This window comes from Actinoplanes sp. NPDC026623, from assembly GCF_040638275.1.
Lineage (GTDB): Bacteria > Actinomycetota > Actinomycetes > Mycobacteriales > Micromonosporaceae > Actinoplanes.
Map to the genome: position 1 here is coordinate 1 of NZ_JBEZXZ010000219.1, position 14,370 is coordinate 14,370.

General features: G+C 72.8%; 8 protein-coding genes. 5 read left to right on the plus strand and 3 right to left on the minus strand.

Annotated features, from left to right (window positions below; translation table 11 throughout):
- On the plus strand, nt 1–2,894 hold a 2,894-nt coding region (locus tag AB0F10_RS38435; RefSeq protein WP_360637133.1), incomplete at its 5' end, for an Ig-like domain-containing protein.
- 116 nt (nt 2,895–3,010) lie between these two features.
- Nucleotides 3,011–4,444 carry a helix-hairpin-helix domain-containing protein gene (locus AB0F10_RS38440; RefSeq protein WP_360637136.1) on the plus strand — a complete coding sequence of 478 codons (1,434 nt, stop codon included), beginning with the start codon at nt 3,011–3,013 and terminating at the stop codon, nt 4,442–4,444.
- Nucleotides 4,445–4,514: 70 nt separating this feature from the next.
- Here AB0F10_RS38440 and AB0F10_RS38445 read toward each other — a convergent pair whose 3' ends face one another.
- The gene (locus tag AB0F10_RS38445) at nt 4,515–5,048 is read right to left on the minus strand and encodes a hypothetical protein (RefSeq protein ID WP_360637139.1); all 534 of its coding nucleotides are present in this window, start codon (nt 5,046–5,048) and stop codon (nt 4,515–4,517) included.
- Between the two features lie 922 nt (nt 5,049–5,970).
- Here AB0F10_RS38445 and AB0F10_RS38450 point away from each other — a divergent pair.
- From AB0F10_RS38450 to AB0F10_RS38460, 3 genes are all read left to right on the plus strand, one after another.
- Complete coding sequence (locus AB0F10_RS38450; protein WP_360637142.1) at nt 5,971–6,681, plus strand: alpha/beta hydrolase; 711 nt, start codon at nt 5,971–5,973, stop codon at nt 6,679–6,681.
- Nucleotides 6,682–6,708: 27 nt separating this feature from the next.
- Nucleotides 6,709–8,340, plus strand: coding sequence for an isovaleryl-CoA dehydrogenase (locus AB0F10_RS38455; protein ID WP_360637145.1), 1,632 nt, complete (start codon nt 6,709–6,711; stop codon nt 8,338–8,340).
- Between the two features lie 88 nt (nt 8,341–8,428).
- Nucleotides 8,429–10,660, plus strand: a complete 2,232-nt coding sequence (locus tag AB0F10_RS38460; RefSeq protein ID WP_360637148.1) for a bifunctional diguanylate cyclase/phosphodiesterase — start codon at nt 8,429–8,431, stop codon at nt 10,658–10,660.
- Here the strand turns inward: AB0F10_RS38460 and AB0F10_RS38465 are convergent.
- Nucleotides 10,654–12,750 (minus strand): PQQ-binding-like beta-propeller repeat protein, encoded by a 2,097-nt coding sequence (locus tag AB0F10_RS38465; protein WP_360637151.1) that lies wholly within the window; start codon nt 12,748–12,750, stop codon nt 10,654–10,656. The genes AB0F10_RS38460 and AB0F10_RS38465 overlap by 7 nt on opposite strands.
- Before the next feature lie 100 nt (nt 12,751–12,850).
- Nucleotides 12,851–14,293 (minus strand): ATP-binding protein, encoded by a 1,443-nt coding sequence (locus AB0F10_RS38470; RefSeq protein ID WP_360637154.1) that lies wholly within the window; start codon nt 14,291–14,293, stop codon nt 12,851–12,853.
- Nucleotides 14,294–14,370: the final 77 nt, after the last annotated feature.

Below are 14,370 nucleotides of genomic sequence, written 5' to 3' on the forward strand. Positions count from 1 at the left end.
CGGCGGCGCCCGCGCGGGCCCCCGCGACGCCCGTCGCGAAGGTCGACTTCCAGCCCGCGTCGTCGGCGGTGCCGGCCGGGTACACCGCCGACACCGGCCTGGCGTTCGACGCGGCGCGCGGGTCCGGCTGGGTGGTCGCCGGGACCCACGACCCGCTGGACCTGACCCGCAACACCCGCGACCGCGCCCGGGCCGGCATCGATCCGCGGCTCAACACCCTCATCCACCTCCAGTACGGCGACGTCGGCGGCACCGCCGGCGTGCTCACCCCGGGCGCCTGGGAGTACGCGCTGCCGGCCGGCACCTACCAGGTGACCGTGGCGGTCGGCGACCAGCCCGGGTACGACAGTTCGCACATGATCCGGGCCGAGGGCGTCACCGTGGTGAACGGGTTCGTCTCGACCGCCGCGGCCGAGTTCCGCACCGCCACCGCGACCGTGCCGGTCAGCGACGGCCGGCTGACCCTCGACGCGACCGGCGGCACCAACACCAAGCTGAACTACGTGGAGATCGCCCGGATCGGGCCGCCCGCGGCACCGGCCGGGCTGACCGCGACGCCCGGGGACTCGCAGGTCGCGCTGGCCTGGACGGCGTCGACCGCGGCCGACATCGCCGGCTACCGCGTCTACCGGGGCGGCGCGCTCGTCTCCGGCGCGGCGCCGCTGCCCCGGGCCTCGTGGCTGGACACCACCGTCGGCAACGGGACCGCGTACGGCTACGCCGTCACCGCGGTGGACACCGCAGGCGCGGAGTCCGCGCGGTCCGCCACGGTCACCGCGACCCCGGCGGCCTTCGCGCTGCGGGTGAACTTCTCCGACGCCGCCACCGCGCCACCGGCCGGCTATGTGCGCGACTCCGGCGACGCGTTCGCGGCCGCCCGCGGGTACGGCTGGGTGCAGCCGGGCACGACGACGCCGCTGAGCCTGGCCGGCAACGGCCGCAACCGGAACCCCGCGGCCGGGCAGAGCGACGTGCGGCTCGCCACGCTCATGCACGCCCAGCTACCCGCCGGTTCGCCGGGCGTGACCACGCCCGGCTCCTGGGAGGCGGCCGTGCCGGACGGCACCTACACGGTGACGGCGGCGGTCGGCGACGCCGGCACCGCGCTCGACAGCGTGCACTGGCTCAGCGTCGAGGACCAGAACGCCGTCGCGGCCTTCGCGCCGGCGCCCGCGGCCCGGCACGCCACCGCGACCCGGACGGTCCGGGTCACCGACGGGCGGCTCACGCTCAGCGCGGCCGGCGGCGTCAACACCAAGTTCGACTACGTGGACGTGGCCAGCGTCCCCGGCGCTGGGTCCCTGCCCGGCGTGCGGACCAGCACGCCCGCGAACGGCGCCACCGGCGTTTCGCCGACCGGCAGCGTCGTCGAGGACCTGGTGCTGCCCGGCGGCGGCGTCGACCAGGCCACGCTGACCGGCACGACCGTGACGCTGGCCCGGGTCGACGACGGCGCGGCGGTGCCCGCCACCGTCATCACCAGCGGCGGCGGGGACGTCGTCAACCTCTCCCCGACGTCCGCGCTGGCGGCGGACACGGCGTACCGGTTCACCCTGACCTCGGGGGTGCGGGACGTGAGCGGGCGGGCCTTCACCCCGTACTCGATCGTCTTCACCACCGGGGCCGGCGGCGGAACCGGCGGGCCCGGGTTCGACAAGGTGGTCGGCGTCGCGACCGGCGCGCCCTTCACGACGGTCGTCAAGGGCCCCGACGCCCGCCTGTACGCGGGCACCCTCGACGGGCGCATCCTGCGCTTTCCCGTCAACGCCGACGGCACCCTCGGCACGGCGACCACCATCACCGCGGTGCGCGACAACGCGGCGGCGCTGGGCCTGCCCGGCGCGCCGGCCCGCACCGTGATCGGCATGGCCTTCGACCCGGCGGGCAACCTCTGGGTGACCGACAACTACGAATACGTGGGGCCGCTGAACGTGCCGGACTGGTCGGGCCGGATCGGCCGGCTCAGCGGAACGGACCTGGGCACCTACACGCCTGTCGTGGTCGGCCTGCCACGCTCGGTCAAGGACCACGAGACCAACTCGCTCGCCTTCGGCCCCGACGGCGCGCTCTACGTCTCGCAGGGCGCGAACAACGCGATGGGCGCGGCCGACTCCACCTGGGGAAACCGGCCCGAGCAGCTGCTCAGCGCGGCGGTGCTGCGACTCGACCAGGGGGCGTTCACCGGTACGCCGATCGACGTGCGGACCGCGGACGGGGGCGGCTACGACCCGTACGCCGCCGGCGCGCCGCTGACCATCTACGCGACCGGCGTACGCAACGCCTTCGACCTGGTCTGGCACCGCAACGGCCACCTGTACGCGCCGACCAACGGCTCGGCGGCCGGCGGCAACACCCCGGCGACCCCGGCGCCGCTGCCCGCGTCCTGCGCCCGCCGCGGCTACCCCGGCACCGCAGTTCCGGCCCTGACCAATGTGCCCACCGCCGAGACCGACTACGTGTTCGACGTGAAGCCGGGCCGCTACTACGGCCACCCGAACCCGCAGCGCTGCGAGTGGGTGCTGGCCGGCGGCAACCCGACCGCGGGCACCGACGCGTTCCAGGTCGGCGCGTACCCGGCCGGCACCCTGCCGGATCCCGCCTTCGACCTGGCCGGCACCTACGACGCGGGGCTGCACGCCTCGGCGAACGGCGCGATCGAGTACCGCGGCGGCGCGCTGGACGGAAAACTGCTGGTGGTCCGCTACTCGGCCGGCCAGGACATCGAGACGTTCGACGTCGCGGCGAACGGGGCGCTGAGCAACCGAACGACCGGCATCGACGGGCTGACCGGCTTCAGCCAGCCGCTCGACGTCACCGAGGACCCGGCGACCGGAAACCTGTACGTGACGGAGCTCGGCGCAAACAGGATCACCCTGCTCAGACCGCACGCCTAACCGCTTGGGCGAATTCACCCACTTGGGGTCACGAATACGGCACGCCGTGGTCGATGCGGTATCGAGATGTGCAAAGCTGCGCGCTACATCTCGATCCCCGTCTTCGGAGGCATGCCGTGGCACTACTCCTTTCCATAGTTGCCGCACTGCTCGTGTGCCTGTTCGTGGGCTGGCTGATCCGTAGTCGCGCCCTCGCCGCCAAGAGCTCCGCGCAGTCGACCGCCGCCGGCGCGTCCACTCCCGCCGAACCGGTCACGGACTCCGCGGACGCCGCGGACGCCGCGGACGCCAAGCCCGACGCGGTCACCGAACCCGAGCCCGCTGCAGAGCCCGCGCCCGTCGCAGCCGCCGAGCCGGCTGAGCCCGTCACAGCCGCCGAGCCGGCCGAGCCCGTCGCGGCCGCCGAGCCCGTCGCGGCCGCCGAGCCCGAGGCCGTCACCGAGGCTGAGCCCGTTGTGGAGCCCGTTGTCGCCGCCGAGCCCGTCGCCGTCGCGGCGTCCGAGCCCGTCGCGGTGCCGGAGCCCGAAGCCGCCGCCGTTCTCGTCGCCGAGCCGGAGGTCTCCTCCGGCGTGACGACCGAGGCCGTCACCGAGCGGGTCTCGGCCCCGGACAAGCTGGTCCGCATCGAGGGCATCGGCCCGAAGATCGCGGCCGCCCTGGCCGCCGCCGGCATCACCACCTTCCGCGAGCTTGGCGAGACGGACGTCGAGAGCCTGCGCTCCACGATCAAGTCGGCGGGCCTGCGCTCCGCCCCGAACCTGGCGACGTGGCCGGCGCAGGCCCGCCTGCTCGCCACCCGCGAGCGGAACGGCTTCGCCGGCAACCTGGCCGCGCAACCGGCACCCGTCCTGGTAGAGCCCGCCGTCGTAGAGGCCGAGCCCGTCGCCGCGGAACCGGCAGCCGTCCTCGTAGCGGCCGAGCCCGTCGCCGCAGAGGCCGAGCCCGTCGCCGTCGCGGTGGCAGAGCCCGCCGTCGTGGAGGCCGAGCCCGTCGCCGCAGAGGCCGAGCCCGTCGCCGTCGCCGTGGCAGAGCCCGTCGCCGTGGCGGCCGAGCCCGTCGCCGCAGAGACCGTGCCGGTCGCCGTCGCCGTGGCAGAGCCCGTCGCCGTTGAGCCGGAGCCCGCCGCCGCGGAACCGGCAGCCGTCCTCGTAGCGGCCGAGCCCGTCGCTGCGGAGGCCGAGCCGGCCGTCGTCGCAGAGACCGAGCCCGCGGTCGTGGAGGCCGAGCCGGTCGCCGTCGTGGCCGAGCCCGTGCCTGCGACCATCGACGCGCCGGTCGAGGCGCGGGTGGAGACGGTGCCGGCGCAGCGGACTCCCGAGGCCGCCGTCGCCGCGGCCCCGGACGATCTCACCCGCATCGACGGCATCGGCCCGAAGATGGCGGGCGCGCTGCGGAGCGCCGGAATCACCACCTACGCCAAGCTCGCCGCCAGCGACGAGGCCGCGCTCCGGGCCGCGATCACGGCGGCCGGGATTCGCTCGTCGGCGAGCCTGCCGGCCTGGCCGCAGCGGGCGCAGTTGCTTGCCGACCGGAACCTTCAGGACAGCTGAACCGACCGCACGACGACGCCCGGCCCTCGATCACGAGGGCCGGGCGTCGTCGTTCTGCGGAGTTGGCCGTTCATTTCTGGTAGTAATGGCGGACCTGTCCGGCCCGGCGGTCGTAGTGGATGTGTGACATCCGCGGCCCGGGTCGATTGATCGGCCCGGAGACGCTGCCGGCCTCCCGCGGACCCAGCACCTCCTCGAGGCGCAGCTCGGGCACCATTTTCTCGTGGTTGCGTCCGAGGTCCCAGCTGCAGCCGGTCGTCGCCGGGTCGATGACGACGACCCGGCGACCGCGATGCAACGGGATCAGCGCGGGGCGGCCCTCCACCGAGACCGCCATCCCGTCGCCGTCGGTGAGCTGAAACAGCGCCCTGATCCGATCGGAGGCGTCGAGCGGGCCGGTGGTCGCCGCGGCCACCCAGTCGGGGTCGGGCGCCGGGTTCTCCGCCGGGTCGTGCCGGTTCAGGGTGTCGGCGATCAGGGTGTACAGCTGGAAGTTGTCGCTCACCCCGCTCATGCTCAGCCGGAAGGCCTGCCGCCGGGCACGATGGATCACGATCAGCGGCTCGTCGTCGAGCACGTCGAGCAGCTCGACCAGGCATCTCATGTCGGACCGCAGGGGGTCCAGGCGCCGGGCCAACCGGGTCAGCTCCTCCCGGTGAGCAAGACCGGCGCGCACCTCCCGCCGGGCGAGGAGCCCATTCGCCGAGGCGATCCAGTCGTCGAGCAGGAACCAAGCCCCGGCACCGCCTCCGCCAGCCCCCGCTCCGGCGCCCCACGACGGTGCAGCCACATGGCACCGAGAGCAAGCTGCCCCGCCAACTCCGGCGGCACCATGGCGAACAACGGCACAACCCTGTCCAAAATGTCCACAGTCTCGTTGCCGACCCGCTTTCACAGATCAACAGCCGCGTGCTGAAAGGCCGGCAGGTCCGCCTCCCTCGCCGCGGCCCACAACGCCTCAATCTCATGATCACCAAGCACAGCGGAGATCGTAGGCCCCGAACACCCCGCCGCGCCGCCCACCTCAGCCACCCCGACTCAGACTCCAGAATGGACCGAAGCCCAGATCACCCCGAAGATCGCCGACACATCCCGACACCCAGAATCCCAGCCCACACGCCGCAACCAACGACAGCACCCTCGTGATCCGACGCGACACAGGCAGCCGCACAACTGCGGCCGGCGCCTGCCCGCGCACAGCGTTCCAGCCAACCGATAGCGAGCCTCCAAGAGGCACTACAAATCGCGCGAGGGCCGCTGACCGCAACCGGCGAGGTGCGTCCGCTTGACCCACCACCCACCCCGGCCTGCCCGACCAGCCCTCCTGCCGCGCCCACAACGCGGAAGCCCGACCACCCACCGCAAGGGGACCACCAGGGCAACCATGCACCCAGCGGCGAGCAACCAAGAACCCAGCGCAAGGGGCTCGAACGCAAGGGTGGGGCAAGCAAAATGCCACCCACATACGCGAGCCGACGACCCCATCCACCTGGCGACAGCCCAAGCTTTCCGGGAACGTGGTCATCATGGACGCCGCCTTCGTTCTAGTGCACAGCCCACTGGTCGGCCCCGCCACCTGGAAACCGGTCGCCACCCGGCTGATCGCGCACGGCGCCACCGCCGTGGTGCCCTCGCTGCTGGACGTGCCCTGGGCCGAGCCGCCCTTCTGGCCGCGGATCACCGAGCTGGTAGCCGGCAAGGTGGCCGGGCTGTCCGCCGGACGCCCGGTGGTGCTGGTCGCGCACAGCAACGCCGGGCTGTTCGTTCCCGTCATCGCCGCGGCGCTGACCAGGCCGGTCGCCGGTTGCCTCTTCGTGGACGCGAGGCTGCCCGCGCGGCGCGGATCCACCCCGGTCGGCGCCGCGGACCGGCGGGAGTTCTTGCGGGAGAAGGCCGAGGACGGCCTCCTGCCGCCGTGGACGACCTGGTTCGACGAGTCCGTGGTCGCCCCGATGTTTCCGGACCGGGAGACCCGTGAGGCGGTCGAGGCGGAGCAGCCGAGGCTGCCGCTGAGCTACTACGAGCAGCGGATCCCGGTGCCCGACGGATGGGACGGGCGGCCGTGCGGCTATCTGCTGTTCGGGCCGCCGTACGAGGAGGTGGCGAACGAGGCCGCCGCGCGGGGGTGGGCCGTCGAGCGGATGACCGGCCGGCACCTGCATCAGGTGGTTGACCCGGACGGCGTCGCCGACCGCATCGCCGCGATGGCCGCGACCTGGTCCCCGCCCTCGTCCTGAGCTCGCCGCAAGCCATAGATTGTGAACATGTCTCCCGTTACCCATGAGGTCGTGAACCAGCCGCCCCCACTGGCCGGTCACGATATCGCCGCCGACGCCGCCCTGCTTGAAGGTGTCGCCCGCGAGGGCGCCGGCTGGGCGGCCGACGACCTGCACCGGATCGGCAAGCTGGGCGGGGGGGCGGAGCCGCGGCGCTGGGCCGAGGACGCCAACACCTTCGAGCCGCGCCTGGTCACCCACGATCGTTACGGCCACCGCGTCGACGAGGTCGAGTTCCACCCGGCCTGGCACCGGCTCATGGAGGTCGCCGTGAGCGAGGGCCTCGCCGCGGCGCCGTGGGCGGACCGGCGGACCGGCGCGCATGTCGCCCGCGCCGCCGGCCTGTTCACCTGGAGCCAGGTCGAGGCCGGGCACTCCTGCCCGATCTCGATGACGTACGCGGTCGTCCCGGCCCTGCGCAACGCGCCGGAGCTGGCCGCCGTCTACGAGCCGTTGCTGACCGCCCGCGCCTATGATCCGGGCCTGCGCACGCCCGCGTCCAAGCGCGGCCTGCTGGCGGGCATGGGAATGACGGAGAAGCAGGGCGGCTCCGACGTCCGGGCCAATTCGACCACCGCCACGCCGGCCGGGGACGGCACCTACCGGCTGCGCGGCCACAAGTGGTTCACCAGCGCGCCGATGTGCGACCTGTTCCTGGTGCTGGCGCAGGCGCCGGCCGGGCTGTCCTGCTTCCTGGTGCCCAGGGTGCTGCCCGACGGGGAGCGTAATCCGTTCCGCATCCAGCGGCTCAAGGACAAGCTCGGCAACCGTAGCAACGCCAGCAGCGAGCCGGAGTTCGACGATACCGTCGGCTGGCTGGTCGGCGACGAGGGCCAGGGCGTGCGGACGATCATCGAGATGGTCGCGATGACCCGGCTGGACTGCGTGACGGGTTCGGCCTCCGGGATGCGCGGCGCGCTGGTGCAGGCGGTGCATCACGCCCGGCACCGGTCGGCCTTCGGCGGCCCGCTGATCGGCAAGCCGCTGATGCGCAACGTCCTGGCCGACCTGGCCGTGGAGTCCGAGGCGGCGACGGCGCTGGCGCTGCGCCTCGCGGGCGCCGTCGACCGGGGGGTGCGCGGCGACGCCCAGGAGCGCGCGTTCAGCCGCCTGGCGATCGCGGTCGGCAAGTTCTGGGTGTGCAAGCGCCAACCGGCGGTGGTCGGCGAGGCCCTGGAGTGTCTCGGCGGCAACGGCTACGTGGAGGAGTCGGGCCTGCCGAGGCTCTACCGCGACGCGCCGCTGAACTCGATCTGGGAGGGCTCGGGGAACGTGCAGGCCCTTGACGTGCTGCGCGCGATGCGCCGCGACCCGGGCAGCCTGGACGCGTTCCGGGCCGAGGTGGCCGGTGCCGCCGGCGCGGACGGGCGGCTGGACGCGGCCGCGGCGCGGCTGACCGCGCTGCTCGGCGACGGCGACGACCTGGAGACCGACGCCCGGCGCGTCGTGGAGCGGATGGCCCTGGTGCTGCAGGGCTCGCTGCTGGTCCGGCACGCCCCGGCCGCGGTGGCGGACGCGTTCTGCGCGAGCCGGCTCGGCGGCGACTGGGGGCACACCTTTGGCACGCTGCCCCGCGGGGTGGACACGACCGCGATCGTGGAGCGGGCGATGCCCGCCTAGCGCTCAGGTGACCTGGGTCACCTCCGTGACGGGCATCGCCTCGGCGGCGGAACTCTCAATTGAGTCCGCCGCCGGTCGATGGCCTTCCGTGAGGCAGAACAGGTTCTGGTGGATCTGGCTGGCGGCGGGCACGGCGCTGACGGCCGGCTTCTTCCTGCTGCCCGCGGACGGCCTCGCCTCGAACCTGCTGTACAACGTGATCGGCGCCCTGTCCAGCGTCATGATCCTGATCGGGGTGCGGCTGCACCACCCGGAGCGCCGGGCCATGTGGTACTGGTTCGCCGCCGGGCAGATCACCTGGGTCCTGGGGGACCTGACCTGGGAATACTACGTCTTCGTTCTGCACGAGGAGCCGTACCCGTCGTTCGCCGACGTCTTCTACCTCGCCGCGTACCCGATGCTCATGATCGGCCTGTTCCAGCTGGTGCGGGGGCGCGCCGGACGGGATCTCGCCGGCCTGGTCGACGCGGCGATCGTCGGGACCGGGCTCGCCCTGGTGTTCTGGGTGTTCGTCATGCACCCGCTCGCGCTCGGCTCGGGCGCCTCGCCGCTCGAGCGAACCGTCGGGGTGGCCTATCCCGCGATCGACGTCCTGCTGCTGGCGATGCTGGCCCGGCTGTACGCCTCCGCTCAGCAGCGCACGCCGAGCGTCCATCTGCTGGGCGTGGCCGGCGTGTTCCTGCTCGTCGGCGACGTGGGCTATGCGCTCATCTCGCTCTATTCCGAGAACAACGACAGCAGCCTGCTCAACGCCGGATTCCTGCTCTCGTACGTGGCGTGGGGCGCCGCCGGCCTGCATCCGTCGATGCGGTCGGCCGGGGCACAGACGCTCGGTTCGGGTCACTACCGGGTCGGCCGGTCGCGCCTGGCCACGCTGGCGGTCTCGTCGCTGCTGGCGCCCGCCCTGCTGTTCGTGCCCGAGGTCGGCGGTGACACCCTGGACCGCCTGGTGATCGGGGCCGCCGCGGCCGCGCTCTTCCTGCTCGTCGTGTTCCGGATGAGCGGTTTCGTCTCCCAGGTGCAGCGGCAGGCGGCCCAGCTCGAGGACCTCGCCATGGAGGACGACCTGACCGGCCTCGCCAACCGGCGGCGCCTGGAGCAGGCGCTGCGCTCGGCGCTGGCCGAGGGGCCGGTGCAGGTCGCGCTGCTCGATCTCGACGACTTCAAGGGTGTCAACGACCGGCTCGGCCACGCCGTCGGCGACCAGCTTCTCACGGTCCTCGCCGGGCGCCTGGTCACGGCGATGCACTCAGACGCGCTGGTGGCGCGGATGGGCGGCGACGAGTTCGCCATCATGATGCCGGGCGCGACGGACGCGGCGGCCGACCTCACGGTCTCCCGGCTGTCCGAGACGTTGCGCACCCCGATCCGGGTGGAGGACCACGAGCTGCTGGTCAACGCCAGCATCGGGGTCACCGACGGCACCGGAACCAGCAACCCGTTCGAGGTGCTGCGCCGCGCCGACGTGGCGATGTATGCGGCGAAGAAGTCCGGCAACGCCTTCTGCCGCCACGTGGCGGATCTCGACCAGGAGGCGGACGAGCAGGCGCGCCTCGGCGCGGAGCTGCGCGAGGCGCTCGACGCCGGCCAGTTCCTGATGGTCTACCAGCCGATCGTCGAGCTGCCGCACGGCGGGATCCGCGGGGTGGAGGCCCTGGTCCGCTGGGAGCATCCCACCCGTGGGACGGTCCCGCCGGACCGGTTCATCCCGGCGGCCGAGCGCAACGGGCTCATCGTCGAGCTCGGCGAGTGGATCCTGCGCACGGCGTGCGCGCAGGGCGTCGCCTGGATGGCCGAGCTCGGCGAGCGCGCGCCGCACAAGATCAGCGTCAACGTCTCGGCCCGCCAGCTCGCCCAGCCGGGCTTCTCGGGCGTCGTAGCGGCGACGCTCGCGCAGACCGGGCTGCCCGCCGAGCGGCTCACCGTCGAGGTGACCGAGACGGCGGTCTTCGGCGGCAGCCACGCGGTGCAGGCGCTCGAGGAGCTGAGCGCGCTCGGCGTCTCGATCGCGCTTGACGACTTCGGCACCGGCCACTCGTCGCTCGGCCTGCTGCAGACGGTGCCCGTCGACATCCTCAAGGTCGACAAGTCGTTCGTCGACAACATCACCATGGCCGGCCGGCACGCCGTCATCGCCACCGCCCTGATCCAGGTCAGCACCGGCCTGGGCCTGACGGCCGTCGCCGAGGGCGTCGAGACCGCGGAGCAGGCCGCCGAGCTGCACCGCCTCGGCTACCGGCTGGCGCAGGGTTATCACTTCGGCAGGCCGTCCGCGGCCCCGGACTTCACCGCGAGTTCGGTAAGCGCGGCCCGTCAGTAGACCTCGATCTTCCCCGTCGGGCGTGGGCTGTAGCTGTCGTTGAAGAAGTACTCCCCCTTGCGCTCGAAGGTGTAGTCGAACGACTCGCCCGGCCGGAGGCGGACGTCGAAGAGGCCCTCGAAGAACTGCGTCGCGCCGTGCACCTGGATGTTGTCCGCCGGGTTCACGAACGTCACGGTGGCGCCGGCCGGCACCCGCAGGTGCGTCGGCGCCATCGCGTTGACCGCGGTCGACTCCGTGGCGCCGACCGTGCCGGTCGCCGGGTCGTAGGTGCGGGCCAGCACCACGGTGTTGGCGACCGCCTGCCCCTCGACCGGCGGGCCGGACACCGGCCGGCGGATCACCGGCGGCGCCGGGGTGGGCGCCGGCGGCACCCTCCCGCCGATCTTGAAGGCCCACAGGTAGTCGCCGCGCGGCGCCGAGTCCCCGTACGGGATGCCGGTGCCGCCGGCGTAGACCGCCAGGTACTGCACCCCGTCGACCTCGTACATGATCGGGCTGCTGCTGATCGCCGCGCCGGTCTGGAAGCGCCAGAGCTCGCGGCCGGTGTTCGCGTCCAGGCAGAGCAGGTTGCCGTCGGGCCGGCCGATGTAGATCAGGTCGCCGGCGGTGCTCAGCACGCCGTTGCCGTGGCCGAGCGAGTACGGCATCCGCCGCTTCCAGCGCACCTCGTTCGTGCTCGGGTCGACCGCCACCACGCCGCCGGTCTGGTATTCGCCCGGCGGGCGCAGGCCGTTGCTAGTCTCCGTCAGCGAGTGTGCCGCGGCGACGTAGCCGAAGCCCGTGTACATCAGCCCGGTGCTGTGGCTGTAGGACTGGTGGCTCCAGTCCGCGCCGCCGCCGTGCCCGGGTATGGACAGCACGGGCACGTCCCAGTGCGGGTCGTACAGCGCGCCCTGCACGTAGTTCGGCACGGCGCGGTTGGGGTCGCCCGGCACCGAGGTGCCCAGCGGCTGGTCGACAACGCGGGTCTCGGTCCACGGGCCCTGGCGCGGGAACGGCTGCGTCGGCCAGGTCTTCTGGCGTGGCTCCTGCGGCACCGGCACCTCGTCGATGCCCAGCGGCGCGGATCCGTCCGTGCGGTCGAGGATGAAGTACATGCCCGACTTGCTGCCGTACACGACGATCTTGCGCATCCGCCGGCGGATGCGGACGTCGGCCAGGACCGGCGCCATCACGTTGTCCATGTCCCAGATGCCGTGGTGTATCGACTGGAAGTGCCAGCGGTAGCGCCCGGTCTTGATCTCCATCGCGACGATCGAGCTGGAGAACAGGTTCTGCCCGCCGCGGCCGGAGCCGTCCTGCGACGAATTGTTGCCGCGGGCGTTGCCGAACGTCCAGTAGACGAGGCCGAGCTCGGGGTCCAGGGCCGGGTGCATCCACGGCGTGGCGCCGCCGGTCTGCCAGGAGTCGCCCTCCCAGGTGTCGTTTCCGAACTCGCCCGGGCCCGGGGTGCCCCAGAAGTTCCAGACCAGCGAGCCGTCCGCGGCGCTGAGCGCGAGCGCGGCGGCCCGCACGCTGTCGTGGGTGCCGACGTGCAGGAGACCGTCGTGGTAGGTGATCGCGACCTTCTCCATGTTGCCGTAGCCGGTGATCTGCCGTTCCCAGGCCACCGCCCCCGTCGCCCGGTCCAGCGCGATGATCCAGTTGCCCCGGCCGTGGGTGAACACCAGGCCCGGCCCGACGGCGACGCCGCGGCGGGTGACGGCGCCCCGGGTCTGCTCGTACTTCCATTTCGTCTCGCCGGTGCGGCCGTCGACGGCGAAGACGTTGCCCAGCGCCGATTCGAGGTAGAGGATGCCGTCGACCGCGACCGCGGTGCTCTGGTTGTTGCCGGTGGTCAGGCCGCCCTCGATGCGGTTGACCCAGGCCGCGCCGAGCCGCCGGACGTTGCCGTGGTGGATGCCGCCCAGGGCCGAGTAGTTCTGGTTGCCGTAGTTGCCGCCCACCTTCGGGAAGTCTCTTCCGCCCGGCGTGACGCACGAAACGGCGGGTGCCGCGTCCGCGCCGGCGGCGGGTAGCTGGGTGAGCGCCGTGGCGGCGGCCGTGACGGCGACTCCCTTGAGGATGTCTCTGCGGGGGACCTCCATCGATGTTCCCTTCTCGAGGCTGGTCCACTAGGCGGACCATCGATCCGCCTGGGAGTCCTCAATATAGGCACACGGCTATGCCTAGGGGAACAACACGATCTCAGCGCGGGCCGAGCAGTTCGCCGATGCTCGCCTTCAGGTCGTCCTGGCTGATCGGCACGACCATCCCGCCGGTGCGGGCGTCCTGCATCGCCTTGGCCAGCTGCACCCGGCGCAGCGCCTCCTTGATGTCCGCGCCGGTCATGCCGTGGCTCAGCCGGCCCAGCTCGGCCACGTCGATGCCGTCCGCGAACATCGTGAAGCCCGGCTCCTCGTGCACCGCGACGAGCCGCGCGATCATCTTGCGGAAGATCTCCGCCCGGCTCACCTCGTCCGGCTTCGGCACCGAGATCTTGACGTCGAAGCGGCCCGAGCGGATCAGCGAGTCGTCGACCCGGTGCGGGAAGTTCGTCGTCGCCACCACGATGACGTTCGGGTTCGCCTCGATCAGGTCGTTCATCTCCTGCTTGAAGATGCCCGCCACCGCGTTGATCGCCTGGCTCGCCGCGTCGCCGCCCGATCCCGCGTAGCTGATGATCGAGTCGAACTCGTCGAAGAGGATCAGCGTCGGCACCCGGTATCGCCGGGCCTCGCGAAAGATCTGCTTGATGTTGCGCTCGGAGCCGCCCAGCCACTTGTCGAGGATCTCGGGCGTGCGGATCTCCCGGAAATCGGCGCCGATCTCGTTGGCGAGCGCGCGCGACAGCATGGTCTTGCCGGTGCCCGGCGGGCCGTACATGAGCAGGCCCTGCGGCCGGCGGGCGCCCCACCGGGCCATCGCCTCCGGGTGCCGGAACGACACCGCGATCTGCCGCAGCTGCGCGACCAGGTCAGCCAGCCCGCCGACGTCGTCGAGCGTGACCGTCCGGGTGGTGGTCGCGACCTTGGGAATGTTCTCCCGGCTGACCAGGTAGTGCCGGCCGGCCAGCGGCCGCTCCCCCGCCTCGGGGCCGAGCAGGTCGGCCACGGCCTGCAGCATCAGCCTGACCATCGCCTCGAGATGCTCGGGCCGCACCTCGTCGCGGGCGACCTCCGCGCGCAGCCGCACCACGCCGTCGCGATAGTCGACCGTCGCCTGCATCCCGGCGGCGGCGTCGGCCAGGACCGCGGCCCGCTCACGCTCGGCGGCGGGCCCGGCCGGACGATCAACACCGAGCCTCCGGTACGCCGCGACGGCCGCACCCACCCCGTCCACGATTCGGGTGGTGACCACGTCGCCGGCGGCGATCCGCTTCGCCAGGAGCAGGCCGACCGGGTCGTTGCCCAGCACCATGGCCCGGATGCGCTCCCTGCTCGGCTCGTCGCCGCCGGCGCGGATCTCCGCGACGAACACGTGCACCGGCCCGGAGCCGGTGTCGGCGCTGGTCACGGTCAGCTCGGCACCGCTGATCGGTGCCGGGAACTCCGCCCGGTGCAGCAACTCGACCGGGTTGACCCGCGCGGCGGCGAGAATGGTGACGGCGTCGACGATCTCGACCGTGGCACCCGCATATTCGAAGGACATGGCGGCCCCCTCCCGAATCAAGAGTGACACGCCGCATCGAGGTGGACACGGCGGCGGCGCGGTGAAAGCCGCGCCGC